24 protein-coding genes and 1 tRNA gene are annotated in these 26,350 nt (G+C 54.9%); 13 read left to right on the plus strand and 12 right to left on the minus strand.

Features of this window, described 5'->3' with window-relative positions:
* Positions 1–7 precede the first annotated feature (7 nt).
* From L2Y54_RS07985 to L2Y54_RS08015, 7 genes are all read left to right on the plus strand, one after another.
* Positions 8–808, plus strand: coding sequence for an ABC transporter ATP-binding protein (locus L2Y54_RS07985; protein ID WP_236501308.1), 801 nt, complete (start codon positions 8–10; stop codon positions 806–808).
* A gap of 9 nt (positions 809–817) precedes the next feature.
* Positions 818–1,147, plus strand: coding sequence for a YqaA family protein (locus L2Y54_RS07990; RefSeq protein ID WP_236501309.1), 330 nt, complete (start codon positions 818–820; stop codon positions 1,145–1,147).
* A gap of 365 nt (positions 1,148–1,512) precedes the next feature.
* Entirely contained in the window at positions 1,513–3,954 is a 2,442-nt protein-coding gene (nirB, locus tag L2Y54_RS07995) for a nitrite reductase large subunit NirB (protein WP_236501310.1), read from the plus strand.
* A gap of 12 nt (positions 3,955–3,966) precedes the next feature.
* Complete coding sequence (gene nirD, locus L2Y54_RS08000; RefSeq protein WP_236501311.1) at positions 3,967–4,275, plus strand: nitrite reductase small subunit NirD; 309 nt, start codon at positions 3,967–3,969, stop codon at positions 4,273–4,275.
* 125 nt (positions 4,276–4,400) lie between these two features.
* Entirely contained in the window at positions 4,401–7,112 is a 2,712-nt protein-coding gene (locus L2Y54_RS08005; protein ID WP_236501312.1) for a nitrate reductase, read from the plus strand.
* A gap of 46 nt (positions 7,113–7,158) precedes the next feature.
* Positions 7,159–7,743, plus strand: a complete 585-nt coding sequence (locus L2Y54_RS08010) for an ANTAR domain-containing response regulator (RefSeq protein ID WP_236501313.1) — start codon at positions 7,159–7,161, stop codon at positions 7,741–7,743.
* Positions 7,743–8,918, plus strand: a complete 1,176-nt coding sequence (locus L2Y54_RS08015; protein ID WP_236501314.1) for a CmpA/NrtA family ABC transporter substrate-binding protein — start codon at positions 7,743–7,745, stop codon at positions 8,916–8,918. The genes L2Y54_RS08010 and L2Y54_RS08015 overlap by 1 nt, the downstream gene beginning before the upstream one ends.
* A gap of 3 nt (positions 8,919–8,921) precedes the next feature.
* Here L2Y54_RS08015 and ggt read toward each other — a convergent pair whose 3' ends face one another.
* Positions 8,922–10,688 carry a gamma-glutamyltransferase gene (gene ggt / locus L2Y54_RS08020; protein ID WP_236501315.1) on the minus strand — a complete coding sequence of 589 codons (1,767 nt, stop codon included), beginning with the start codon at positions 10,686–10,688 and terminating at the stop codon, positions 8,922–8,924.
* Between the two features lie 135 nt (positions 10,689–10,823).
* Between ggt and L2Y54_RS08025 the strand changes: the two genes are divergently transcribed.
* The 5 genes from L2Y54_RS08025 (at position 10,824) to L2Y54_RS08045 (ending at position 14,888) form a co-directional block, all read left to right on the plus strand.
* Positions 10,824–11,366, plus strand: coding sequence for a PH domain-containing protein (locus L2Y54_RS08025; RefSeq protein WP_236501316.1), 543 nt, complete (start codon positions 10,824–10,826; stop codon positions 11,364–11,366).
* A complete protein-coding gene (locus tag L2Y54_RS08030) occupies positions 11,356–12,894 on the plus strand; it encodes a PH domain-containing protein (RefSeq protein ID WP_236501318.1) in 1,539 nt (512 codons plus the stop codon). Before L2Y54_RS08025 ends, L2Y54_RS08030 begins: the two co-directional genes overlap by 11 nt.
* A 5-nt stretch (positions 12,895–12,899) precedes the next feature.
* Entirely contained in the window at positions 12,900–13,883 is a 984-nt protein-coding gene (locus tag L2Y54_RS08035) for a DNA cytosine methyltransferase (protein WP_236501319.1), read from the plus strand.
* Between the two features lie 68 nt (positions 13,884–13,951).
* Positions 13,952–14,028, plus strand: a tRNA-Met gene (locus L2Y54_RS08040).
* A 104-nt stretch (positions 14,029–14,132) separates the two neighbouring features.
* Positions 14,133–14,888 carry a HesA/MoeB/ThiF family protein gene (locus tag L2Y54_RS08045; protein ID WP_236502006.1) on the plus strand — a complete coding sequence of 252 codons (756 nt, stop codon included), beginning with the start codon at positions 14,133–14,135 and terminating at the stop codon, positions 14,886–14,888.
* Here L2Y54_RS08045 and L2Y54_RS08050 read toward each other — a convergent pair whose 3' ends face one another.
* From L2Y54_RS08050 to L2Y54_RS08070, 5 genes are read right to left on the minus strand one after another with little or no spacing between them, the layout of a single operon-like run.
* Positions 14,889–15,152: a hypothetical protein gene (locus tag L2Y54_RS08050; RefSeq protein ID WP_236501320.1), complete on the minus strand. Its 264-nt coding sequence runs from the start codon at positions 15,150–15,152 to the stop codon at positions 14,889–14,891.
* 25 nt (positions 15,153–15,177) lie between these two features.
* Positions 15,178–15,432, minus strand: coding sequence for a MoaD/ThiS family protein (locus tag L2Y54_RS08055; RefSeq protein ID WP_236501321.1), 255 nt, complete (start codon positions 15,430–15,432; stop codon positions 15,178–15,180).
* An 18-nt stretch (positions 15,433–15,450) separates the two neighbouring features.
* Complete coding sequence (locus L2Y54_RS08060) at positions 15,451–16,689, minus strand: NAD(P)/FAD-dependent oxidoreductase (RefSeq protein ID WP_414718466.1); 1,239 nt, start codon at positions 16,687–16,689, stop codon at positions 15,451–15,453.
* Between the two features lie 7 nt (positions 16,690–16,696).
* The gene (locus L2Y54_RS08065) at positions 16,697–18,553 is read right to left on the minus strand and encodes an aldehyde ferredoxin oxidoreductase family protein (RefSeq protein ID WP_236501323.1); all 1,857 of its coding nucleotides are present in this window, start codon (positions 18,551–18,553) and stop codon (positions 16,697–16,699) included.
* 13 nt (positions 18,554–18,566) lie between these two features.
* The gene (locus tag L2Y54_RS08070; RefSeq protein WP_236501324.1) at positions 18,567–19,040 is read right to left on the minus strand and encodes a 4Fe-4S dicluster domain-containing protein; all 474 of its coding nucleotides are present in this window, start codon (positions 19,038–19,040) and stop codon (positions 18,567–18,569) included.
* Positions 19,041–19,174: 134 nt separating this feature from the next.
* On the opposite strand from L2Y54_RS08070, the gene L2Y54_RS08075 reads away from it, so the two are divergent.
* Positions 19,175–20,347 (plus strand): transcriptional regulator, encoded by a 1,173-nt coding sequence (locus tag L2Y54_RS08075; protein ID WP_236501325.1) that lies wholly within the window; start codon positions 19,175–19,177, stop codon positions 20,345–20,347.
* Here L2Y54_RS08075 and L2Y54_RS08080 read toward each other — a convergent pair.
* From L2Y54_RS08080 to L2Y54_RS08105, 6 genes are all read right to left on the minus strand, one after another.
* Positions 20,339–22,816: a bifunctional molybdopterin-guanine dinucleotide biosynthesis adaptor protein MobB/molybdopterin molybdotransferase MoeA gene (locus L2Y54_RS08080; protein WP_236501326.1), complete on the minus strand. Its 2,478-nt coding sequence runs from the start codon at positions 22,814–22,816 to the stop codon at positions 20,339–20,341. The two genes, L2Y54_RS08075 and L2Y54_RS08080, sit on opposite strands and share 9 nt — an antisense overlap.
* Positions 22,813–23,535: an ABC transporter ATP-binding protein gene (locus L2Y54_RS08085; protein ID WP_236501327.1), complete on the minus strand. Its 723-nt coding sequence runs from the start codon at positions 23,533–23,535 to the stop codon at positions 22,813–22,815. Before L2Y54_RS08085 ends, L2Y54_RS08080 begins: the two co-directional genes overlap by 4 nt.
* Complete coding sequence (locus L2Y54_RS08090; RefSeq protein ID WP_236501329.1) at positions 23,532–24,233, minus strand: ABC transporter permease; 702 nt, start codon at positions 24,231–24,233, stop codon at positions 23,532–23,534. The genes L2Y54_RS08085 and L2Y54_RS08090 overlap by 4 nt, the downstream gene beginning before the upstream one ends.
* A 6-nt stretch (positions 24,234–24,239) precedes the next feature.
* Entirely contained in the window at positions 24,240–25,082 is an 843-nt protein-coding gene (locus tag L2Y54_RS08095) for an ABC transporter substrate-binding protein (RefSeq protein ID WP_236501330.1), read from the minus strand.
* Between the two features lie 166 nt (positions 25,083–25,248).
* The gene (locus L2Y54_RS08100; protein ID WP_236501331.1) at positions 25,249–25,728 is read right to left on the minus strand and encodes a methylated-DNA--[protein]-cysteine S-methyltransferase; all 480 of its coding nucleotides are present in this window, start codon (positions 25,726–25,728) and stop codon (positions 25,249–25,251) included.
* A gap of 19 nt (positions 25,729–25,747) precedes the next feature.
* Entirely contained in the window at positions 25,748–26,347 is a 600-nt protein-coding gene (locus L2Y54_RS08105) for a glutathione S-transferase (protein WP_236501332.1), read from the minus strand.
* Positions 26,348–26,350: the final 3 nt, after the last annotated feature.

Here is a 26,350-nt window from a genome sequence, read left to right on the forward strand (position 1 = left end):
GGTGGTTATGGATTCCAGCAAATACGTGCAGCTTGAACACGTCGATATGGTGTTTAACACCAAGAAAGGCCCGTTTCAGGCGTTGCAAGAGGTGAATTTGAACATCGCGGCAGGCGAGTTTATTACCCTGATTGGGCATTCTGGCTGTGGTAAATCGACCGTGCTGAATATCGTGGCGGGCTTGCTAAACCATACCAGTGGGGTAGCGTTGTGTGCTGACCGCGAAATCAAAGGGCCGGGGCCGGATAGGGCGGTGGTGTTCCAAAACCATTCGTTGTTGCCTTGGCTGACGTGCTTTGACAATGTGTACCTCGCGGTGGATCGGGTGTTTGGCGCGACGGAAAAGAAGGCACAGCTTAAGCAGTGTACCCACGAAGCCTTGGCGATGGTGGGGCTGACTCACGCGGAACATAAGTTTCCAAACGAGATTTCCGGCGGGATGAAGCAGCGGGTGGGGATTGCACGGGCGTTGGCGATGGATCCGAAAGTGTTGCTGATGGATGAGCCATTCGGTGCGTTGGATGCTTTGACCCGTGCGCATTTGCAGGATGAGCTGATGAAAATCACTGCCGCCACTCACAAGACCGTGATTATGGTGACGCATGATGTGGATGAGGCGGTGTTGCTGTCGGATCGGATTGTGATGATGACCAATGGGCCGTCAGCGACGGTGGGGGAAATTCTGAAAGTGGATTTGCCGCGCCCGCGCAATCGGCTGGCATTGGCGGATAACCCCACGTACAACCATTACCGTGCCGACGTGTTGCGTTTCTTGTATGAGAAACATACACACAAAGAGGCGGCATAATCCGTTTGTTTGGCAGATAATGCCGCAATGGATTATCTGCTGCTGTTCACTTCGGCGTTACTCGCCGCTACCTTGATTCCCGCGCAATCGGAAGCCGTGCTCGTTGGGTTATTGCTCAACGGGCAAAGTGCGTTTTGGCTGTTGATTGCGGTGGCGACGTTGGGTAATACGCTGGGGTCGGTGATTAACTGGTGGCTGGGGCGTTATCTGGAACACTTTCAGGATAAACGCTGGTTTCCGGTGAAAGCGGCAAGCTTGGCACAGGCGGTATGGGGCGTTGGCGTGGTTAGTGCACCGCTTGCACAGCACCTTGGGCTATCTCAGTCCGTTGGACTTTGAAGCACAATTCCTCACAAGTTGATGTGTCCGGGTTTAAGGGGCTAGATCAAAACGTGATGCGCCCTATTCCAGTGCAAACCTCCCCACCCACTCCCTAAATTAACGCACCCTCACACCCACTTCTTCCTCCAACCCCCTTCACCCCTTGCGGGGGAAGGGCTGGGGAAGGGGGGGAACACGGAGCAGCCGCCCTTGGCACAACCCTTGCATAAATCTCCCCAAACGCTGCCCCCGGTCAACGGCGATCGAGGTACAGCCACCACGCACTGTTGCGTGACACACATATCACGGGTAACGAAGCCCTGAACCCTACGCCCTCTCCGGCGTAACGGTTCAGGGCTTTTTTGTTTTCAGGAGACGCAACAATGCACAAAGAAAATTTAGTACTGATCGGCAACGGCATGGCAGGGGTACGCACCCTCGAAGAACTGCTCAAACTTGCCCCCGACCATTACAACATCACGGTATTCGGCGAAGAGCCTTATGGCAACTACAACCGCATCATGCTTTCGCCGGTGCTTGCCAGCGAAAAAACCATCGAGCAAATCATGCTCAACGGCGAACAGTGGTACATCGACAATGGCATCACCTTGCACAAAGGCAAAAAGGTTGAGCAAATCAACCGTGCCCGCCGCGAAGTCATCGCCACCGACGGCACGGTAGCGCATTACGACCGCTTGATTATTGCCACCGGTTCCGTGCCATTCATGCTGCCCTTGCCCGGTGCGGATAAAGCGGGCGTGATCGGTTTCCGCGACATCAAAGACGTGGACACCATGCTCGACACCGCCAGCCAGTATAAACACGCGGTCGTCATCGGCGGCGGCTTGCTGGGGCTGGAAGCGGCGAACGGTTTAATGAAACAAGGCATGAATGTCACCGTCGTCCACCTGCTCGACACCCTGATGGAACGCCAGCTCGACAAACCCGCTGCTGCCATGCTGCAAAAATCGCTGGCAGAGCGCGGCATGATCTTCCTGATGGAACACAGCACCGCTGAAATCATCGGTGGCGAACGTGTTACTGCTGTGCGTTTCAAAAACGGCACCGAAATTCCCGCCGATTTGGTGGTGATGGCAGTCGGCATCAAACCCAATACCGAACTCGGCAAATCCGCAGGCTTGTATTGCGAACGCGGCATTGTGGTCAGCGACACCATGCAAACCATTACCGACCCGAAAATCTACGCGATTGGGGAATGCGTGCAACATCGCGGGATTGCCTACGGTTTGGTTGCACCGCTGTTTGAACAAGCCAAAGTCGCCGCCAACCACCTCGCTAAACACGGCATTGCCCGTTATGTCGGCACGGTCACGTCCACCAAACTGAAAGTCACCGGGATCGAACTGTTTTCCGCTGGCGATTTCACCGGCAATGACCAGACCGAAGACATCGTGTTCAAAGACGCAGCGTCCGGCACGTACAAAAAGATCGTGCTGCAAGACAATCAGGTGAAGGGCGCGGTACTGTACGGCGATACCGTGGATGGCAGTTGGTATTTCCAGTTGATGAAAGACGGCACAGACGTGTCCGCCTTCCGCGACACCCTGCTATTCGGACAACATCACTTGGGTGATTCCGGGCATAACCCCGACACCCGCGTTGCCAGCTTGCCGGACAATGCCGAAATTTGCGGCTGTAACGGCGTGTGCAAAGGCGACATCGTAAAAGCGATTACCGAGAAAAAGCTGTTCACGCTGGATGAAGTCCGCGCCCATACCAAGGCATCAGCTTCGTGCGGTTCGTGTACCGGCTTGGTCGAATCCTTGCTGGCGCACACTGTTGGCGGCGACTATTCCGCCACGCCGAAAACCAAACCATTGTGCAAATGCACCGATTACACCCATGACGACATCCGCCACGGCATTATTCAGCACAGCCTGAAAACCATGCCTGCGGTGCGCGAGCATTTCGAGTGGAAAACGCCGGATGGTTGCCCGTCGTGCCGCAATGCACTCAATTATTACCTGCTGTGCGCTTACCCCACTGAATACGTGGACGATGCGCAATCGCGCTACATCAACGAACGCGCCCACGGCAATATCCAGAAAGACGGGTCGTATTCGGTTGTGCCGCGCATGTTTGGCGGGATGTGTACCTCCGACCAATTACGCGCCATTGCCGACGTTGCCGACAAATACCAAGTGCCGACCATGAAAGTCACCGGCGGGCAGCGCATTGATATGTTTGGCATCAAAAAAGAACAACTGCCTGCGATGTGGAAAGATTTGAGCGCGGCGGGTTTCGTGTCGGGTCACGCTTACGGCAAGGCGATGCGTACCGTGAAAACCTGCGTCGGCAGTGAATGGTGTCGTTTCGGCACGCAAGATTCCACTGGACTCGGCGTGAAGCTGGAAGAGCTGACGTGGGGTTCGTGGATGCCGCACAAGTTCAAGCTGGCAGTCTCCGGTTGCCCGCGCAATTGTGCAGAAGCGACCATCAAGGACATCGGCGTGGTGTGCGTGGATTCCGGCTACGAGCTGCACATCGGCGGTAACGGCGGTATCAAAGTGCGTGTCACCGACTTGCTGTGCAAAGTGGCCACTGAGGAGGAAGTGCTGGAATACACCGGTGCGTTCTGCCAGTTCTACCGTGAAGATGCGCATTATCTGGAACGTACTGCGCCGTGGATCGAACGCGTCGGCTTGGAAAAGGTCAAAACCGCGATTTTAAGCGATGCCGCCAACCGCAAAGCCTTGTACGAGCGTTTCCTGATTTCGCAACAGCCCGCGCAAATCGACCCGTGGAAAGCCCGTGCGGACGGTGCAGAAGCCGCTGAATTCACCCCGATCATGATCGAAGCCTAGGAGTACACAATAATGAGCAAATGGATAGAAGTCGTCGAATTAAACAACATTCCGGTACTCGGCTCGCGCCTGATCAAAACCCGTGACACCGACATCGCCGTGTTTCGCGGCTCGGACGATCAGGTGTACGCAATTCGCGACGCTTGCCCGCACAAAGGTGGGCCGTTGTCGCAAGGGATTATGCACGGCTCGACCGTCACTTGCCCGCTACACAATTGGAAGATCGACCTGGGCAGCGGCAACGCGCTTGCGCCGGATCATGGGTGTGGCAATGTGTTTGCGGTGAAGGTGGAGGGGGGGAAAGTGTTTCTTCAGCTTTAAGACACCCTCCCCCCCCAGCCCCCTCTCCCAGAGGTAGAGGGGGAGCAAGATAAAGATGGCTCTCTTCTCTTAGCCCCTCTACCTCTGGGAGAGGGGTTGGGGTGAGGGTTCTTAAGGAATGATTTATGCAAACCAAAACCACCTGCCCCTACTGCGGCGTAGGCTGCGGGGTCATCGTCGAACAAGACGCGGCTGGCGCATTTAAGGTGCGCCCCGACAAGGAACACCCCGCCAACCTCGGCAGGTTATGCTCCAAAGGCACCGCCTTGGCGGAAACCCTAGCTCATCCGCAACGCTTGCTCTACCCCGAAATTGACGGGCAGCGCGTCACGTGGGATGTGGCAACATCCACCATCGCCAACCGTTTCCAGCACATCATCGCGGCACACGGTGCGGATGCGGTGGCGTTCTACGTCTCCGGGCAATTGCTGACCGAAGATTATTACGTTGCCAATAAGCTGATGAAAGGCTACTTCGGCTCGGCGAATATCGACACTAATTCGCGCTTGTGCATGTCGTCGGCAGTGGCAGCACACAAACGCGCTTTCGGTGAAGACCTCGTGTCGTGCAGCTACGAAGATTTGGAAGCGGCGGAACTCATCGTGCTGGTGGGCAGCAATGCCGCATGGTGTCACCCCGTGCTGTACCAACGCATGGTCAAAGCGAAAAAGCTCAATCCGGCGTTGCAAGTGGTGACGATTGACCCACGCCGTACCCAAACCGCCGACCTTGCCGATTTGCACTTGCGGCTTGCGCCGGGGACGGATGCGTTCCTGTTCAACGGCTTGCTGGTGTGGCTCGCGGAAAACGGGCATACCGATGCTGCATTCGTCAATCAATCCACCAAGGGCATGGAGCAGGCGGTAGAGCTGGCGAAAACCAACGCACCCTCAGCGCAAGCCGTCGCAGCCGAATGCAATCTCGCAGTTGAAGCCGTGGAACAATTCTTCAAGCTGTTTGCCGCAACGCAACGAGTGGTCACGGTGTTTTCGCAAGGCATCAACCAATCCTCCAGCGGCGTAGACAAAGGCAATGCGCTGATCAATTGCCACCTGCTGACGGGGCGTATCGGCAAGGTCGGGGCAGGGGCGTTTTCCTTCACCGGACAACCGAATGCAATGGGCGGACGCGAAGTCGGCGGGCTTGCCAACCAGCTTGCCGCGCATCTCGACATCGACAACCCGCAGCACCGCGATTTGGTGCAACGTTTCTGGCAATCGCCGCGCATTGCGCCACAGGCTGGGCTGAAAGCGGTGGATTTGTTCCAAGCGATAGAGGCGGGCAAGGTCAAAGCGGTGTGGATTATGGGCACAAATCCGGCGGTGAGTTTGCCGGACAGTGCGCAAGTCCGTCGCGCCTTGCAGCAGTGCGAACTGGTGGTGGTATCCGATTGCGTGCGCAACACCGATACCGTGGATTTGGCGCATATCCGTTTGCCCGCGCTGACATGGGGTGAACGCGACGGCACGGTGACGAACAGCGATCGCACGATTTCACGCCAACCGCCGTTTTTGCCTGCACCGGGCGAAGCCAAGCAGGATTGGCAAATCTTGGCTGAGGTGGCGCAGGCAATGGGCTTCGGTGCAGCGTTTGCGTATCAATCCGCCCACGAAATTTTCCGCGAACATGCCGCTTTATCCGCGTTTGAAAATCACGGCGAACGTTGCTTTAACCTGGGCGCGTGGCAAATGCTGACGGCAGCAGATTACGACCAGTTACCGCCGACGCAATGGCCGCTGAATGCCGCAGGGCAGGGGACAACGCGCTTGTTTGCCGATGGTAAATTTTTCACACCATCCGGCAAGGCGCAATTCATCGCCGTGCAACCGCGTTTGCCACAATCACAACGCACGCCCGAATTCCCGTTTGTGTTGAATACCGGACGGGTGCGTGATCACTGGCACACGCTGACACGCACTGGCATTTCGCCGCGTTTGTCCGCGCACGTCGCTGAGCCTTACGTGGAAATGCATCCGTGTGATGCGCGTGATCAAGGCTTGCAAGACGGCGGAATTGCGCGAATCTACACCATCACGCAATCCATCTTGGTGAAGGTAAAAACCAGTCGTGACCAGCAGCGCGGCAGCTTGTTTGTGCCGATGCACTGGAGCGGGCAATTCAGTGGCGCGGCAGGCGTGGGGGCGTTGATTCCGGCAAGTGTTGACCCGATTTCGGGGCAGCCGGAGAGTAAGCACGCGACGGTGGCGATTGAAGCGTATCAGGTGGCTTGGCAGGGTTTTTTGATTTCGCGAAGAAAAATCCCCCTCGCTGCTCTCGAAGGAGGGCGTATGCAATACGCCCCTACGAATATTCACGGTAGGGGCGTATTGCATACGCCCTCTTACACTTACCGGACTGCCATCAAAGTTGAAAACGCCTGGCGTTACGAACTCGCAGGCCAGCAACCCGCCGCAGATTGGGCAACCTTCGCTCGCGACCTACTATGCCAACACGCCGAGGACGTGAACTGGACGGAATACCTCGACGTTGCCCGCCAAACCTATCGAGCCGCCCGTTTCACCGGTGATCAACTGGAAAGCTGCTTATTCATCAGCGCATCCTCAGAGCGTTTGCCGCCCCGTGATTGGTTAGTGAGTCTGTTTGCCCATGAAGCCTTGTCAGCAACAGATCGCGCCAATTTGCTGGCAGGCAAACCGGCAGTGGCAAGCGAAGACAAGGGGCGCACGGTATGCGCGTGTTTCAACGTCGGCGAAATAACCATCCGCAAGGCAATTGCAGAGCAGGGGTTAAGCAGCGTGGAAGCGCTTGGACGTTGCCTGAATGCGGGCACGAATTGCGGTTCGTGCTTGCCGGAATTGCGGGCGTTACTGGCGTAATTTTTGCATCGCACTTACATTAGCTATTGCTTATAACAAGGTTCACATGCACAAACTCATGTTGGTCGATCACGACCCCGACCGTTCCGCGAGTCTCGAAGTCGCGCTCTTCGCCGCCGGTTACGCCCACATAATCCGTGTCGGGCAAGGTGAAAACCTGCTCGCCGCCGTGCGCACTCATCAGCCCGACATCATTCTCATCGACATGCAAAGCCCGGATCGCGACACGCTGGAATCGTTGCGCAATGTCAGTCGCGAAATGCCTAAACCCATCGTGTTTTTTGCCGAACAAAGCGATCTTGAAACCACCCGTGCTGCCATCAGTGCCGGAGTCAGTGCCTACATCGTCGATGATTTGCCGGGAAAACGCCTGAAATCGGTGCTGGAAGTGGCGATTGCCCGCTTTCAAGAACACCAAAAGCTCAAAGATGAGCTGGAAGACTACAAATCGCGCCTGCAAGACCGCAAGGATGTGGATAAAGCCAAGGGCATCCTCATGCAGCACCGCAACCTGACGGAAGAAGAGGCGTACCAACTCCTGCGCAAAATGGCGATGGATCGCAATATGAAAATTGGCGAAGCAGCCCGTAATTTCGTCGCGGCAATGGCTTTGCTGGGGGGGAAATTCTGATGAAACAAGATTTACGCATCGGCTTTTTGCCCCTCACCGATTGTGCCGTGCTGGTAGCAGCATTGGAGCGCGGTTTCTTTGAAAAATACGGTCTGCATGTCACCTTGCAGCGCGAAGTGTCATGGGCAAATATTCGTGACCGCGTGGCATTCGGCGAACTCGATGCCGCGCACATGCTTGCCCCCATGCCCTTGGCGGCAACGCTGGGGATTGACGGTTTGGGGATTCCCATGCAAGCCGCGTTCAGTCTTGGTCTGAATGGCAGTGCGATTACTGTCGCCAGCCCCTTGATGCAAGCCATGCGCGAACATTACCCGCAAGCATTATGCACCGCCCCTGTGCGAGCGCACGGTCTCAAGCGTCTTTTAGATGCGCAAACGCCGCGCAAATTGGTGTTCGGTTGCGTCTATCCTTTCTCGCAACACCATTATTTGTTGCAGGCATGGTTGCAGGATGGCGGTCTGGTGTTGGGTCAAGATGTGGAAATTCGCGTCATTCCCCCGCAGCAAATGGTCGAATCCTTGGCGCAAGGTCAGATTGACGGTTATTGCGCGGGTGAGCCGTGGAATCAGCAAGCTGTCAGCCGGGGTATTGGGCAGGTTGCCGTTACCAGTTACGATTTGTGGAACAATGGCCCCGAAAAAGTGCTGGGTGTCACCCAAGCCTGGGCAGAAGCCAATCCCGAAACCCATCAAGCCTTGCTGTGTGCTTTGCTCGAAGCGGCGCACTGGCTGGATGAGCCGCATAATCGCGTGCGGATTGCCGAATTACTGACGCGCTCGGACTATTTGGATGTACCGCTTGCCTTGATCCAGCCGCCGTTGTTGGGGCGTTACCGTTACGCGCCGGATGAACCGGAACGTTTGCTGCCTGATTTCAACGTGTTTGCGCGTTATGCTGCCAATTTCCCTTGGCATTCGCACGGCGCATATTTTTTAGCGCAAATGCACGCCACGGGGCAATTGGCAACCTTGCCCGCCGACCCTGCGGCATTGTTGGCAACGGTGTATTGCACGCCGTTGTATCGCTTGGCGGCTGAAACCTTGAGCCTGCCTTATCCTACGGTGGATTATTTGCCATCGACGCACTGCCTCGCACCGTGGGTGTTGCGCGATGCCAGTCAGCCAATCGCGATGGGGAATAGTTACGTGGCGTTGGAGCGGTTACGGCTATAGCTGTCAATCCCCCAGCACTGTGCCATCCCGACGCGGATCAGCCGCGCCCCGCAAGCCCTGTGGGGTAATCACCACTCCGCTCAAGCCTGATGTCATGGTGCTGGTGGTGACTTCATAACCCAAGGCTTCCAGCGCGGGTTGCATGGCGGCGGCAGACGTGCCTGCCTCCAGCTCGTAACGCCCAAATAGGTTGACCCGGTGCGGCATACTGAAAGCCTGCTGGATGTCGTAACCCCAATCGAGTTGCGCAATCAGCGCGTTCGCCACGTAGCTGATAATGCGCGGCCCGCCCGGTGAACCCAGTGCCATATAAGGCTTGCCATCTTTTAGCACAATCGTCGGTGACATTGACGAACGCGGGCGTTTGCCCGCTTCCACCCGATTCGCAACCGGCACGCCATCTTCAGCGGCTTTGAAAGAAAAGTCGGTCAATTCGTTATTCAGCAGAAAACCGTTGGTCATTAGCCGCGAACCAAAGCCGTTTTCAATGGTGCTGGTCAGCGACACCACATTGCCTTTGGCATCCACAATCACAAAATGGCTGGTGGAAGGCAATTCCAGCGCAGCATCATCCGCCCATTGCTGTGATACCTTGGGCAGGGGATCGCCGGGAGCAACCGTATCCAACGCCTTTTCGCCGTGCAACGCCTGCGCCCGTGCCTTCAGGTAAGCGGGGGCGAGCAAGGCTTGCACCGGCACATCCACGAAATCGCTGTCTGCCAAATACCGCCCGCGATCCGCAAACGCCAAGCGGGTGGCATCACCAATTAAACGCCAGCTTTGCGGGTTGTCTGCCCCCAGCTTTTTCAGGTCGAAATGGCTGAGCATTCCCAATATCTGCCCAATCGCTACCGTGCCGGAGGTTGGCGGCCCCATGCCACAGACTTCATGCTGGCGATAATCCACGCACAACACCTCACGCGCTTTCACCTGATAATCGGCTAAATCTTGCAGTGCCAGCTTGCCGGGGTTGGTGGCGGCTTTGCTCACGGTATCGACAATGGCTTGGGCAATCTCGCCTTGGTAAAAGCCTTTCGCGCCTTGTTTGGCGATGACATCCAGCGTCTTGGCGTATTCTGGGTTTTTGCGCACAAATCCGACGGGCAAGGGCTTGCCGGATGGGGTGAAAAAATACTGTTGGGTGGCGGGGAAGGTGCGCAAACTGTCGGCACTATCAGCGATTTGTTCCGCCATGTGTGCTGTCACCACGAAGCCATCCGTTGCCAATTGCCGCGCCGCTGTGAACAGGTCTTGCCAAGGTAATTTGCCGTAATTGGCGTGGGCGTGTGCCAGCAACGCTACCGTGCCGGGTGTGCCGACGGAACGCCCGCCGACTACCGCATCCATAAAGCCTAAGGGTTCGCCGAGTTCATCCAGAAACAGGTCGGAGGTCACGGCTTGCGGAGCGGTTTCGCGCCCATCCAGTGCCACCAATTGCTGCTGGTCGGCATCCCATAGCACCATGAGTGCGCCGCCACCCAAACCGGAGGCTTGCGGCTCGACCAAACCCAGCACTAATTGCACCGCGATTGCCGCATCCACCGCCGAACCGCCTGCTTTGAGGATGGCGTAACCGGCTTGAGTTGCGTCGGGGTGCGCGGTTGCCACCATGAACTGCTTCGCTGTCACCAGCGTTTGCGGCTTGAGCGTGTGGGTGGTTTGTGGGGCAACGGTATCCGAGGCTTGCCGCGCTGCCAGTGAGGCGGGGAGGCACAGGGCGGCGACGCATACCCAACAGGCAAGTGCTGGCCACGACGGGATAATTTGCATGATAACTCCTTGGTTTAACGTGACACCGCAAGGCGAAAGTTCGCCCGCAATCTTACCAGTTTTATCAACTTTAAATTGACAACGTAACTAAAACATCTGAGTGTGACTCATCCACGCAATTTGGAATGAAGCACCGTGCAAAATCTATCGTTCAGTAATGCCAATGTGCCGTTGGCAGACTTACCCGATGTTGAACAGTTCGACTGGCAGGCACTCTCGCCGCGTTATATGCCGATTAATGCCATGCTAAATCTATTGGTAACGCTGGTATTGCTTATTATCTGGTTCGTCAGTGAATACACCTTCTTGTCTGCCATTACCGCTGATTATCAGCCTTTGGCGGGTTGGGTGATGCTGGGGTTGATCGCCTTGAGTGTGCTGTACAATGTGTATGGTATTTTTGCCGATCAGCGCGTGGCGTATGCCTTGCGTGAGCATGATGTGGGGTTTCGTTGGGGCTTGTTGTTTCGGCATACGGTGATTCAGCCGCTGACCCGTATTCAACACATTGAGCTGAAACGCGGCCCGCTTGAGCGCAGTGCGGGGTTGGCAACCTTGCAGGTGTTTAGTGCCGGTAGCGGTACGTATACGTTTGCAATTCCCGGTTTGCCCATCGAGCAGGCGCAAGGCTTGCGGCAGTTTATTTTACGGCATCAGGATTTACAGCATGGTGGATGATGCGCTGCAAAAGCTGGAAAATTGGCAGCATTTATCACCGATTGCGTTGCTGTATTTCAGTCTGCAAAGTTTGCAGGCGGTGTTTGGCAGTGTGTTTTACCTCATTCCACTCACCATTTTTACGTATCGGGGCTTGCAGGAGTCGCCACTGCTGACGCTGGGCGCGATTGTGCTTGGCTTGGGGTTGTTCGCGGGTATTGCAGTGTTGCGCTATTATTTTTACCAGTTTCGGGTGAGCGGCGACACGGTGGATATTCAGGCGGGGATTATTCAAAAAACCCAGCTCAACCTGCCGTTTGAGCGCATTCAAAATGTGAAGCTGGAACAGCCTTTGTATTACCGCTTCACGGATCATGTGATGGTGCAGTTGGATACGGCTGGTTCGAGTCGCGATGAGGCGCAGCTTGTTGCTTTGTCGCGCTCACAAGCAGAAGCGTTGCAGCACGCCATTTATGCCGCGCATTCAACTACCACGATTACCCAAGAGACCAACACTACGATTGCCAGCGATATTGAGGAGGTGAAGGAGACAATCCCCAACGAACGCTTATTGAATCGGCGCAGTGTCGGCGATTTGTTGATTTATGGGATTAGCAATAATCGGGTGTGGGTGTTTTTGGCAGCAACGACACCGTTTTGGGATAACGCGCTGGAGCGGATTGGTGAACGGCTGGAAACGTCGGGCATTGATGTGGTGCAGTATTTTGACCCGACGCAGCAGTCGCTGGGGTGGTTGATTGTGCTGATGGTGGGCATTGCTTTGTTGGTGGTGATGTTCATGGCGTTGTTATCGGTGGCGGGCGCGATGTTGAGCTTTTTTGATTACAGCTTGGTGCAGCGTGGTGAGCGTTATATCCAACGTTGTGGTTTGTTTACGCGCCACGAAGTGAGTATGAAACTGTCGCGCTTGCAATGGGTGCAGTTTCAGCAAAGTTGGTTGGAGCGGGTGTTTGGGCGTTGCAATGTGCGCTTTGAGCAAATTCAAGCACCGCAGGCAGGTTTGGTCGATGCGGGGCGGATTATGGTTCCCGCCGTTACGCCGCAGGATGCACAAGCGTTATTGACGGAAGCTTTGCCAGCGCAGCGTTTAGCCGAGGTGGTGTTTGCGCCGATTAACTGGCGGTTTTTAATCCGACCGTTTTTGTTCTGTCTTGTGTTGGTCGGGGTGTCGCAATGGCTGTTGCGCCCCGATTCGCCGCTATTGGCGAATGTTGCTTTACTGCTTGGGATTTGGATCGGCTTGCTGAGCGTGTTGCGTTGGCGGCGCTGGGGGTATGCGTTGGATAGTCAGTTTCTGTATATCCGCAAAGGGCTGATTGGGGTGAATTATTACTGTCTACCGATTTTTAAGGTGCAGCAGGTGAGCTATACGCAAAGCTGGTGGTTGCAGCGCCATAACCTATGCCATGTGCGGCTGGTGTTTGCATCAGGCGCTCAGGGCGTGCCGTTTATCCCCTGGGCGGTGGGTAAACGCATTGTGAATGATAGCTTGTATCAGGCGGAAAGTAGCGGGCGGAGTTGGATGTAATACTTATGATGAAAGTGGTTTCACTGTTTTCTGGTGCGGGTGGATTGGACTTGGGATTTTCTCAAGCGGGTTTTCGGATTGTTTATGCTAATGAGCATGATAAAGATATTTGGGCGACATACCGTTTGAATCATCCTGCTACCCAATTAGAAGCGGGTAGTATCGTCAATATTCCTGAAAGTGAAATTCCTGATTGTGATGGCATTATTGGGGGCCCGCCGTGTCAAAGTTGGAGCGAAGGCGGCGCACGAAGAGGGATTAATGATCATCGTGGGCAATTATTTTTTGAATTTATTCGAGTTTTAAGGGCTAAGCAACCTAAGTTTTTTCTTGCTGAAAATGTGAGTGGAATGCTTGCGCCACGCCACCGAGAAGCATTGGAAAATATTAAACAAACGTTTACTGATAGTGGCTATGATGTGTTTTTCAAGCTCCTGAATGCTTCACACTATGGCGTTTCACAAGACCGTGAACGTGTCATTTTTATCGGTTTTAGAAAGGATCTGGGGATTCGCTATACTTTCCCCGCTCCCTTTGCGGAACGTCGTTGCTTGCGGGATGTGATCGGCGATTTAGCAAATTCTGCACGCCCTGCTCACAGCAAGTCGAAACCGAATATTGATCTTGTCATTCCCAATCATGAGTATATGACGGGAGGTTTTTCCAGTATTTATATGTCACGCAACCGTGTCAGGGCTTGGGATGAGCCATCGTTTACTATCCAGGCTGGTGGTCGTCATGCGCCGATTCACCCTGATGCACCGAAGATGGAAAAATTGGGGCAGGATGCATTTAGGTTTGTTCCCGGTTATGAATACCGACGCTTGAGTGTGCGTGAGTGCGCACGTATTCAAGGTTTTCCAGATGACTTTGTATTTTTATACAATGATGTGAATCAAGGTTATAAAATGATCGGTAATGCTGTCGCCGTAGGTTTCGCTAAGGTTTTGGCAGAATCTGTTCAAATGCATTTAACACAGCGTGATTAAGTTGTTGTGCAACAATCAAGAAACTCGTTGACAATATTGGCTAGGGTCGTTAAGGTCTCAAGCCTTATGGCTACATAGCTCAGTTGGTTAGAGCACATCACTCATAATGATGGGGTCCCTAGTTCGAATCTAGGTGTAGCCACCAAAAGAGCGCATCAGGTTGGATTGACCTGTACAAGGAAGCCCTTACTGGTTGCAATCGGTAAGGGCTTTTTTATTGAAGTCCGCAAAAACCACGGGACAAACATGATGGATGATGCACAATTGCTGCGTTACAGCCGCCAGATTATGCTGCCGCAGATTGATATAACCGGGCAAGAAAAGCTCAATGCGGCGCGTGTCCTAATCATTGGGGTGGGTGGTTTGGGTTCGCCCGTGGCGATGTACCTTGCCACGAGCGGGGTGGGAACGCTGGTATTGTGTGACCCGGATGTAGTCGACCTGACCAATTTGCAGCGCCAGATTATTCACGATACGCCAAAGATTGGGCAGCTTAAAGTTGACTCCGCAGCGGAAACCTTGCGCCGCCTTAACCCAGAAATCGCCGTGGAAACCTTGCCACGCCAATTGGATGAGGCTGAATTACTGAGCCAGATGCAGCAGGCGGATGTGGTGGTGGATTGCACCGATAACCTCGATTCGCGCTTGCTGATTAATCGGGTCGCCGTAGCAGCTCGCAAGCCGTTGGTATCGGCAGCCGCGATTCGTTGGGAAGGGCAGATCAGCGTGTTTCAGCCGTATCTTGGAGAAAACCCTTGCTACCATTGCTTTTACGGCAAGGTGGGTGGCATTGCGCAAACCTGTAGTGAAAACGGTGTCGTCGGGCCATTGCTGGGGATTTTGGGCAGTATGCAGGCGTTGGAAGTGGTGAAATTAGTGGTTGGAACGGGTGAAACCCTGACCGGAAAAGTCATGCTGTTCGATGGACAGGCGCTGGAATGGATGCGCTTTACCTTGCCGCGTGATCCGGCTTGCCCGGTGTGTGGTGCAATCGAACGTGAGTAGTTATCCGCCACCTTTACGGTAATACAAATCAAACTGCCGCAAAAACGTTTGAAAATCGGCTTCAGCAACACCCGCGTAGGTAAACGTTACCGGAATATACGGCAGTGCCAGTATGGCAATGCGGCGCACCTGTTCCACCCCTAAAGTCAGCGTCAATGGCACGCCTTTCACCCAGATATGAATAGCGTCACCGCTATGCGTATACGGGTAATCATGCAAAGCAGCGGGCAAGAGTTGTAGAAACTCTGCCCGCGTAAAACCCATTTCGCGGTATAAGCAAGAAATTCGCTTACCCTCCCGCCACGGGTGGCCAAATCGCCAATACATCACCCATTTTTAGCCTTCCCACTTCATCGCGGTCAGCATGGCAGACGAACACCCCATTCAACAGCACCAAATGCGCCAGCTCGCGTGGCACGCGGAACTGGTCAATGATGGCGTTTACGGTTGCCCCTTCCGCCACGTCGATCTGTACCGCATTGCGCTGTGCATTCGTAGGCAATAAATCACTCAGGTTGGCATACAGTTTCAAGGTAATGTTCATGCGCACTCACCGTTACAGTTAGGGGACGTGATGTGCCAGATACGCCTCCATCACGCGGGTTGGGTCATCCATGAGTTTGTGTTTCCACTTGCCTAAGCGCGTGCGGTTTTGGATCAAGCCGCGCATCACACCAATATGTTGCGTCATGCCCAAGGTATTCGCTCCGACCAGCACATCTCCCTCGAACTGGAGGTTGATGTAACGGTAACGCGCCGTATTATCCAGCGTCGCGGCATCGCCGCCATCCACGCCTTGCCACAAGCCGAAGGATGCCGAAATCAGCCCCATCGTGTCCAGCACGTTCATATTAATGCTGCCACGGTGTAGGGCATTTTTGCCGCCACTCATATTGATTGCCGCCAGATAACCATGTTCCACCGCTGTTGGCTGGATCGCTTGCACGCTGTAACTACCGGTGGAAAAGTCCTTACCTTCCGCCACGTCACCTGCTGCGAAAATGTCTGGGTGGCTGGTTTGCAGGCGCTCATTCACGATAATGCCGTAATTGGTGTCCAACAAACCATTCGCCAGATCGGTATTCGCTTGCACCCCGGTGGCGCTGATGACCAGATTGACTTTGAGCGGCTCGTGCCCGCTCAATTCCACCACCAGTTTGCCCGCATCCTCGCTGACGCTTTGCACACGAGTTGATGTTAGCACGCGGACACCTTTGGCTTCGCACCACTGCTTCAGCAAGCCGCCGGACTTTTCATCCATCATGCGCGGCACCATGCGGTTTTCCATTTCCACTACGGTCAGTTTCACGCCGCGTAACGCCAAGGCTTCTAGAATAATGCAGCCGATGAAACCCGCGCCCATCAGCACCACGTCATCGCCTGCATTTGCGCCTGCAATGATTTTACGTGCATCCGCCAGCGTCCAGCAATTGACCACACCCGGCAAATCCATGCCCGGAATCGGTGGGCGTGTCGCGCGTGAACCCGTTGCCAGCAATAGCTTGTCGAACGTCAGCGTGTCGCCACCCACCAAGGTCAGCGCTTTGCTGTCTGGGTGGATACTTTCCACGATGTGTTGGCGTAGCTCAATCCGCAGGGCATCGAAATGCCCTGCTGTTGGGCGCAAATGCGTACCGCCTTCGTCGACTTTACCAATCAGGTGGTAAGGAATTGCCATACGCGAATACGGCAATTCCGGTTCACCACCTAGCAACGTAATGTCCGCCTCTGGCAGCCGTTTACGCAAGGTTTCAGCGGCAACCACGCCCGCTGGCCCTGTACCAATGATCACATGCTTCATGCGCACCTCACGCGGGTAGCCCATAACGGTTGCGGATTTCCTCGGTCAATTGACCATCGGTTGTCCAACCACGCAGTTCGTAGTACTTGGGCAACATGACATCCAGACCGGATACCAAGCCTTTCGCAGGGCCAACATTGGCAGCGTCTTTCAGCAAGCGCTTCGGCAAGGTGTCATCCGCACCCGTCAGACCGGCACGCATATTAAAATCGCGTTCCAGATTCCAGATACGAGCGCCGACTTCGGCGCATTTTTCTACCGACCAATCGCCTTCGCAGGCCGCGTCAATTTGCGGGGCAATGTTCACCAACGACCATGCAAACGTAGTGAACAAGCACAAGCCGGACGAATCCACAGCGGCGGTAGCATCTTGGAACGCAATGACCAACTCCGGTTTGCCATCGGTGGCAAGTGGATCGGTTTTGATCGGAATCCCCAAGACTTCAGATGACACGGTGTAGCTGCGTAAATGGCACGCGCCACGGTTGGACGTTGCATAAGTCAAGCCCATGCCCTGAATCCCGCGTGGGTCATAGGCAGGGAATTCCTGCCCTTTCACCGTCATCGACAATTCGGGATGACCGTACTTCTCGCACATGCGCTTAGAACCCATGCCGAGGATTTTGCCGAAACCTTCGCCTTTCGCGGTGAGTTCGGTGGCTTTTACCAAGGCTTCTGCGGAACCGAAGCTGAGGTCAAGACCGCCGGTGTCTTCCAGCGTAATCACGCCCATCGCGAACAATTCCATCGCCGCTGATACGGTGGCACCGAAGGAAATCGGGTCGAAACCGTCTTCGTTGCACAGGAAGTTGACGTAAGTGAGCGCATCCAAATCATCCACGCCAGTATTCGGCCCCAATGCCCACGCCGCTTCGTATTCCAAGCCGCCGGAATTGCCCCAATATTCGGGCTTGGTGGCGACAGAGAAGTGACCTTGGTCAATAGTGGAAATCCGCCCGCACGCAATGGTGCAACCAAAGCAACCCGCGTTACGGGTCAGGTTCGGTTTGCCGTCGGATTTGCGCAGGGCGTGCATGGCTTCGCCGGAGACGTTGTGTGCGTTTTCAAATTGCACTTCGCGCATATTGCGGGTCGGCAATGCGCCCATTTCGTTGATGACGTTCATCAGCACTTGCGTGCCGTATTTGGGTAAACCTGCGCCTGTCACCGCATTGTCGGCTAGCACTTTTTTCTGTGCCGCGACTTCGCGCATGAAACGGATCGGGTCTTTGATATTGCCGACACCTTTAGTGCCACGTACCGCGACCGCTTTGAGGTTTTTGGATGCCATCACCGTACCCACGCCGGAACGCCCAGCAGCACGGTGCAAGTCGTTGACGATGGCGGAATACAAGCAGCCTGCTTCGGCAGCACGCCCCACACAGCAAATACGAATTTGCGGGTCTTGGTGTTTTTTGTGGATGAGTTCATCCGTTTCCCACACCGATTTGCCCCATAAGTCGTCAGCTGGTAGCAATTCGGCGTGCTCGTTTTCGACGTACAGGTAAACGGGGGCTGGGGCTTTGCCTTCAAAAATAATCATGTCCCACCCGGCGTTTTTCAGTTCCGCACCGATAAAGCCGCCGGAGTTGGAACAGGCAATCGTGCCGGTCAGCGGGCTTTTGGTAATGACGGAATAACGCCCACCTGTGGAAGCCATAGTGCCGGTCAACGGGCCGGTGGCCATAATGAGCTTATTGTCAGGGCCGAGTGCATCGACGGTTGCGTCGACTTCTGCCACAAAATAACGGGTCGCTAAACCGCGTTGACCTAGATAATCGTTCGCCCATTCCATGTTCAGCGGTTCGGTTGTTACCGTGCCGTTGCTCAGGTTGACGCGCAGAATTTGTTTAGTCCATGCCATGTGCTGATCCTCCTCAGGCTGCGTGTTGGGTGTTGATTTTGTCTGCCCAAGAGCGCATCCGCTCCAGACCAGTGGCATCGGCGTCGATGTAAGTAATCGCGCCCGTCGGGCAAGCTGCCGCGCATTGCGGATCACCACCGCACAAATCGCACTTGGTGACTTTGCCAATGGCACTGTTGTAGTTCACCGTGCCGAATGGGCAGGCAATGGTGCACACTTTGCAGCCAACACAACGGTCATTGATGATGTCCTTCGCACCTGTCAGCTTGTTGACGACAATGGCATCAACGGGGCAGGCTTTTAAACACCATGCTTCATCGCATTGGGTACAGGTGTAGGGGACAAAACGCCCGGCATCATGGAAGGTAAAGACTTTGATGCGCGAGCGTGACGGATTAAAACCCCCTTCATTTTCATACGAACAGGCCATTTCGCATTGCAAGCAGCCGGTGCATTTTTCGGGGTTAATGTAGAGCGATTTGAGCATGGTCACCTCCTTCTCTGGATTTCTGGCTATTGAGCCGTTTGGTGTGTGTATACTTGTACTGGCGCGATATTAGCAGTACTTAGGTTGCAAAAAGGTTGGTTCAAAGAAATCCACACACGCTGAGGAATATTGTCATGCAGCAGCCTGGACGACGGGTAAAATTGGCACAACACAAGGAACATACCGCTGACGCTTGGCAGCAGATGGTGAGTGGGCAACCGTTGTACACCCTTGCTGGAGCAGTGAATGCCAAAATTTTGCGTTCCTGGCAGCGCAGTTTGCAACACTTGAATCCTTGGCAACCGCGTACTCTACTTCAGCCATCCCAGTGGGCGGGGAATTGGGATAATTCACCTCTGCAAACCGCTATTCAACACATGCAGGCTGAATTAGCCGTTTTGGTGGAAGAAGGGGGGTTAGTAGCAGGGCTAACCGATTCGCGAGGATGTTTGTTGTGGACAGTCGTCAGTCGCCCAATGGAAGCACTGGCAAGCGCCGCCCGGTTTACTCCCGGTTGCTATTGGGATGAGCATTCAGTGGGTACGAATGCGATTGGCTTAGCACTGGCCTCGCGCCAACAAACGATGGTGTTTGCGGCAGAACATTATTCACGCCATCTGCATGATTGGGTGGCTTACGCCGCGCCCGTGGTTTACCCCGCATCGGGCGAATTGGCAGGCATTTTTTGTGTGGCAACCACTTGGGAAAAGCATACGCCGTTGGGGGAAATGGCAGTCGCGGATCTGGCACGTTCCATCCAACGCCATTTGCCTGCCAGCTTGATCCGTGCCGAGTTGCAAGTACACGCACTGGGATTTTTACGGGTACAGTTTCGCGGCAAAGAGATCCATTGTTCCCTGCGTCAAATCGAAATCTTGTGTTTGTTGATTTTGAATCCGCAGGGATTGACGTTGGCAGGTTTGCATTCAGCGTTGTATGGCGATAAGCCAGTGGCGCTCACGACCTTGAAAGTTGAGCTATCGCATTTGCGGCAGTTGCTCGACGGGCATATTAGTTCGCGTCCGTACCGCTTAACTGTCGATGTGTGGGCAGATTTCGTGGATTTGTGGCAAATATTGAAAGAGAGGCAGATTGAAAAAGCGGTGGCTTTGTATCGCGGTGTCTTTTTGCCTCAATCTGCTTCGCCGGAATTGGAGGAGTGGCGTAACTGCATGGAGGCTGTGATGACAAAAATGGTGGATATGTGCGCCGACGCCACGCTATTGCTGGATAATTTGTGCCAAGGCACGCAAGTGAGTGAATTGGTGCGTACTCGCTTGCTGGAACTGACGGCTAAATCAGCCTGACCAGCCAAACACCTGCACTTGCACCACATCGCCCGGTTCAACCGTAGCGGTTTCTTCCGGCAAAATAATCAAGCAATTGCCTTTGCTCATGGAACTCAGCACGCCCGAACCTTGATACCCTGCCTTGTCCACCACCAGCTTGCCCGCTTCACGCCGGACTATGCCGCGCTGGAATTCGGTGCGCCCTGGCTGCTTTTTCAGGCGGCTTTGGCAGATGGCATCCAACAGCAAGGGTTCATAGTCGGTTTCACCCGCCAGCTTCAGTAATGCGGGTTGCACGAATTGCAGGAATGTCACCATTACCGCCACCGGATTCCCCGGCAAACCGAAGAACAACGCCTTGCCCAAGGTGCCGAATGCCAGCGGACGACCGGGTTTAATGGCGATTTTCCAGAAGTTGATTTGCCCCAGTTTGGCTAAAATGCCTTTGATGTAATCCGCTTCACCCACCGATACCCCGCCGGAAGTCAGCAGCACATCCGCTGCCGCTGCCGCTTGTTGCAACGCCGTTTCAAGGCTGGCAGGGTCATCACGCACCACCCCCATATCGAGGATCTCGACATTAAGTTGCTGCAACATGCCGTATAGCGCATAACGGTTGCTGTCATACACCTGCCCTTCCGCCAGGGTTTCACCGATGGAGCGCAGTTCATCACCCGTGGAAAAAAACGCTACTCGCAACGGGCGTATTACGCTGACTTCAGCAATTCCCAACGATGCCAATACCGCCAAATCTGCCGGATTCACGCGATGTCCTGCTGGTAAGACGGTGCTACCCTGTGCAATGTCTTCCCCGGCTTGGCGCACGTTTTGTCCGGCGCGATGACCCGTACCGATACGGATGTAACCTTCTGCCCCGGCTTCGGTGTGTTCCTGCATCACCACGGTATCTGTGCCAACGGGCATGGATGCGCCCGTCATAATGCGCACGCATTCGCCCTTGCCGCATTCACCGCTGAAGGCTTGCCCCGCAAACGCTTTGCCGATTACGCGGTAGGCACGGCAGTCATCCCCCGGCAAATCATCACTGCGCAAGGCATAACCATCCATCGCCGAATTGACGTGATTAGGAACATTGAGCGGGGAAATGACCGCGTGCGCCAACACCTGCCCCAAGGCATCACGTAACGGGCGTTTCAGCGCGGGCGCAACCGCTTGCAAGTTTGCCATAATGCGGCTGCGAGCCTCGGTGATCGACAGACTGCTAGGGTCACGCGCATCGGCGCAGCTAGGCGCGGTGTGGATGGTGGCGCTGGTATTAGTGACAGGCGCAAGCTGGCGAGTACGCCATTGCAGGATAAACTCGGCAATGCTATCCGACTGATTAAGATCCAGCTTGGTAATGTGTGCCGGAACGTCCAGCGTCATATCATCGGTTGCCAGCGCAATCACGGTGCTGTCATTGGGGTACAGCAACGGTTTGCCAACACTGGGGCGATGCACTTCGATTTTAGGAATGGCGGTGTGCTTAAAACCCTCCACTAACACCAGATCGGCGCAATCACGGTTCACAAAACGCAACACATCCACCAGTTCCGGTTCGCGCTGGGTTTTGCATTCCTGCATCATCGCCATGCGTTTGCGTGATACCAGCAATACTTGGTCAGCACCGGCTTCACGAAAGCGGTAAGTGTCTTTGCCGGGGGAATCCAGTTCGATCTGATGATGCCCGTGTTTGATCACGGTCAGGTTAAGACCGGCGGCTTTCAGGCGTGGAATCACGTCGGTCAGCAGGGTGGTTTTGCCTGAGCCGCTCCAAGCGCATACGCCGATTACGGGGAGAGAAATCCCCCCTAGCCCCCCTTTTGCAAAGGGGGGAACGGAAGCGCCAAGGGGTATTGCGTCCCCCTTTGCAAAAGAGGGATTGAGGGGGATTTCCGCCGCCAGCTCGGCCTGCTGTTGCGGGGTGTTGATATTGCGGAACATGCGGCGGCAATCGGAAAAATCGGCGCTTGCCATGCGGTGCTGTGAGTACCACAAATCAATCTTACGGTCGCCCTTGGCAAGGAAGGCTTGCAGGCTGGGCAATAAACTCACGGGAATTAGCGCGTGAACCGGTTGCAGGCGTTCGCCATCGTGTGCCACGGCGATTTCCGCTTGCTCATCTTGCAAGGCTGTCAGTAAACGGGCGGCAGTATCCGCTGCCAATTCCGGCGCATCACAGGGAATAGTGAGGATGTAATCCGTTTGTGCCGCTTGCATCGCCGCTGCAAACCCCGCCAACGGCCCTTGATAGTCGCTCAATTCATCACTGATCACCGGATAGTGGTATTGCTGGTAACGTGCCTGATTACGGTTGGCATTGATCAGGATAGCATCGACCTGTGGCTGCAAGGCGTCCAACAAATACGCCACCAACGGACGACCGTGCAATTCGAGCAAGCCTTTGTCTTGCCCACCCATGCGGCTGCCTCTGCCACCTGCCAGAATAACGCCGGTAATCCGGGGAGTGCTATGCGCTTGCGTCATGATAAACCTGCTCCTGAGTGGTGGTGGGTATGCGGCGTTAACGGCACAATCGTAGCCAAGCGTAACGCACTGGTAACGGTTTGCAAAATGCCGTCCTGCAAATGCAGGTGTTGATTGACCAACGAGGAAAAATAATCCGGGTCATGGCTGGCAATCAGCAGCGCCATGCCCTCGTCACGCAATTGGCGCAACAATTGAATAGTACGCAGGCGGGCATCCTTATCCATATTCGCGGTAGGTTCATCCAGCAATAAAATACGCGGCTGACGTAACCAAGCCCGTGCCAACGCCACGCGCTGGTATTCGCCACCGGAAAGCGTTTTCGCCGAGGTATCCGCAAGGTGTTCTAAACCGGCCCATTGCAAGGCTTGGCGGATGCGCTCCTGCCGTTGCGCTTTATCCACGGCACGAGGCAAGGCGTAATTGAGGTTGTCACGCACACTGCCTTCAAACAAATACGGTTGCTGATGCAAATACAGCACACTATCGCGCAACAGTTTACGGTATTGCGACCAATTCAGCAGGCTAAAGCCGGTATCCGCCTCAAACTGTTTAGGCGGGTCAAAACCACCGAGAATGCGCAGCAAGGTGGTTTTACCTGCGCCGTTATCGCCAGTCAGCAGGCAACATTCGCCCTGACTCAGGCGCAATGCCAGCCCATTTAAAATCGGGCGTTTACCGTGGTATTGATGAATCTGACGAAAATGCAGTGTATTCATGAACCTATGTGCCCTTTGCCTTGAAAGTGATGCAGCAAAATATTGAGGGTAAATGCCAGTACCAGCAACACCATGCCCAGCGCAATGCCTTGGGCAAATTCGCCTTTGCTGGTTTCCAGCGCAATCGCCGTGGGAATATTGCGGGTATGGTGCAAAATATTGCCACCGAGCATCATCGACGCACCCACTTCCGAAATAATGCGCCCAAAGGACGCTAACACCGCTGCCAATAAGCCAAAGCGTACTTCGTAGGTAACGGTCAATAAGGCACGAAACGGTGATGCGCCCAAGGTGCGCGCTGTTTCCCACGCCCGCCGATCCGCCGCTTGCAGGGCAGAATGCCCAATGGCAACCAGCATCGGAAACGCCAGCACAATTTGCCCCAAGACCATCGCCGTCTGGGTAAACAGCAGGCGGAAGTCACCCAGTGGCCCTTGGCGTGACAGCAGTAAATACAACGTCAACCCAATCACCACCGTCGGCACAGACAGCAAGGTACTGAACAACGAAATCGTCAAACGTCTACCGGGAAATTGCCCATACGCCAGCACAAAAGCCAGCAACAAAGCGGGCGGGGTGGCAATGAGCAAGGCAATGGCGGAGACTTCAAAGGAAATAGCGACGATTTCCCACAATGCCGCATCCCCGTTTAACAGCAGGGATAGGGCTTCAGCGGTGGCATCCAGCAAACTTGCCATGCGTGCTTATTGAGCCGTGGTGCTGGTGTCGGCATTCGGAGTAAACAGCACCGTGCCGTTGACTTTAAATTCACCAATCGCTTGTTGCCCTTCAGCGGACACCATCCAATCAATCAAGGCTTGAGCGCCAGCATGGTTAATGTCGGGGTAACGGGTTTGGCTCACCGCCATAATACCGTAAGGGTTAAACAGGTCTTTGTCGCCTGCGTGGAGGATTTTCAGTGGAGATTTGTCCGCCACCGATAACCAGGTTCCCCGATCCGCCAAGGTGTATGCATCCAGTTCGCCCGCCATTTGAATCACTTTTTCCATGCCATCGCCCGCTTCGCGATACCAATCACCGGCAGGTTTGAGCTTGGCGGTTTCCCATAGTGCCAGTTCTTTCTTGTGTGTACCGGAATCATCGCCACGGGAAATAAACAGCGCGGCTTTGCTGGCAATTTTGCCGAGCGCTTCCGGGGCAGTGGTGGAACCTTTAAGTGCGGCGGGGTCTGCTGCGGGGCCTAGCACAATGAAATCGTTGTACATCACCGGGTAGCGCTGGTCGCCGAAGCCTTTTGCGACGAATTCTTTTTCCGCAGCGGGGGCGTGGGAAAGCACCACATCCACGTCGCCATCTTCACCCATTTTTAACGCTTTGCCCGAACCAACCGCAATCACGTGTACGCTGTAGCCGGTTTTCGTCTCGAATTTGGGCAGGATGTCTTGCAATAAACCGGAATTCTCGGTGCTGGTGGTGGTCGCCATTTTGATGATTTTGGGGGCGGCGGGGGTGGTTTCCTTCGCCAGCAGTAACGGGGGGCTAAACAGGGTTAAGCTCAACAGGGCAGTGGTCAGGAAAAGCTTCATGTGGATCTCCTTGGTTATAGGGATTAAGCGGTAGAGCAATCCCTATCCCAGTTGTAAAAAAGCCACTGAAAATAGTACTTAAGCCAAGGTTGGTAAACGGTTGGTTGCGTGTCAAACCCCGATAGATCATATCTGATCCGCCGTTACGCAGCAGGATGCGCAAGCATTATTTAGCCTCCAACGCCAACAAATACTCCTTCGCAGCCAACCCGCCCGCGTACCCCGCAAGCTTACCCGATTTCGCAATCACCCGATGGCAAGGCACGATAATGCTGACAGGGTTTAAGCCGTTGGTATGCCCGATGGCACGCACCGCTTGCGGTTGCCCGATCATTTGCGCTTGTTCGGAATAGCTTAGGGTTTTGCCGTAGGGAATCTCACGCAGGGCTTGCCAAGTGCGCAGTTGAAAATCGGTGCCGTGCAATTCCAGCGGTAGGGCGAAGCAGCGGCGTGTTCCGGCAAAATAGGCTTGTAATTGACTGATGGCGGCTTGGGTTAGGGCATTGCTTTGCGCTTTGACGTTACCCAAGGTGGCGCGGATGCGTTGCCAATTGCTGTCGAAAGCCAAGGCACACAGCGCGTAGTCGGTGGCGGCAATGTACAAAATTCCTACCGGGGATTCCCAGGTTTCAACGTTGGTGTTCATGCGCTGCCTCCAGTGGTTTTTACGTGGGTTGGGTGGTTTGCATTGCGGGGCGTTCGCGGAAGTGTGCGTACCAAGCCAATGTTTGCGAGCAAGCGGCGGCGTGCAATAGGTGCGGCAGGCGGAATTCCAGATAGCCAAGCGCTGCGCCCAACGCCAAATGTGCCAAGGTGAGGTCTGCGCCCAAGGTGTCGAGACGGGCTTCGATATATTGCAAGGTGCGGGTGATTTCCGTTTCCCAGCGGGTCATCGCGGCGGGGGAACGCTCGTGTTCGGGGCGGCTGCGTTCTTCCATCACGCGGTTGTAGGCGGCATCCATCACACCATCGGCGAGGGCTTCCCAACGTAATACTTCCCAGTGTTGCCAGCCGGATAAGGGGAGTAGGGTGTTACCACTGAGGCTGTCGAGATAGCGGCAAATCACCGGGCTATCGAACAAGGCTTCACCATTTTCCAGCACTAACGCGGGGACTTTGCCGAGCGGATTGGCGGCGAAGAGTTCGGGTTGTTCTTGCGCGACGTTCACCGATATAACGTCGATTTGTGCCGTCAACCCGGTTTCAATGGCGACCATGCGCACTTTGCGGGCGTAGGGGGAGGTGGGGGAGTAGAACAGTTTCATCGT

The sequence above is a fragment of the Thiothrix winogradskyi genome (genome assembly GCF_021650935.1).
Lineage (GTDB): Bacteria > Pseudomonadota > Gammaproteobacteria > Thiotrichales > Thiotrichaceae > Thiothrix > Thiothrix winogradskyi.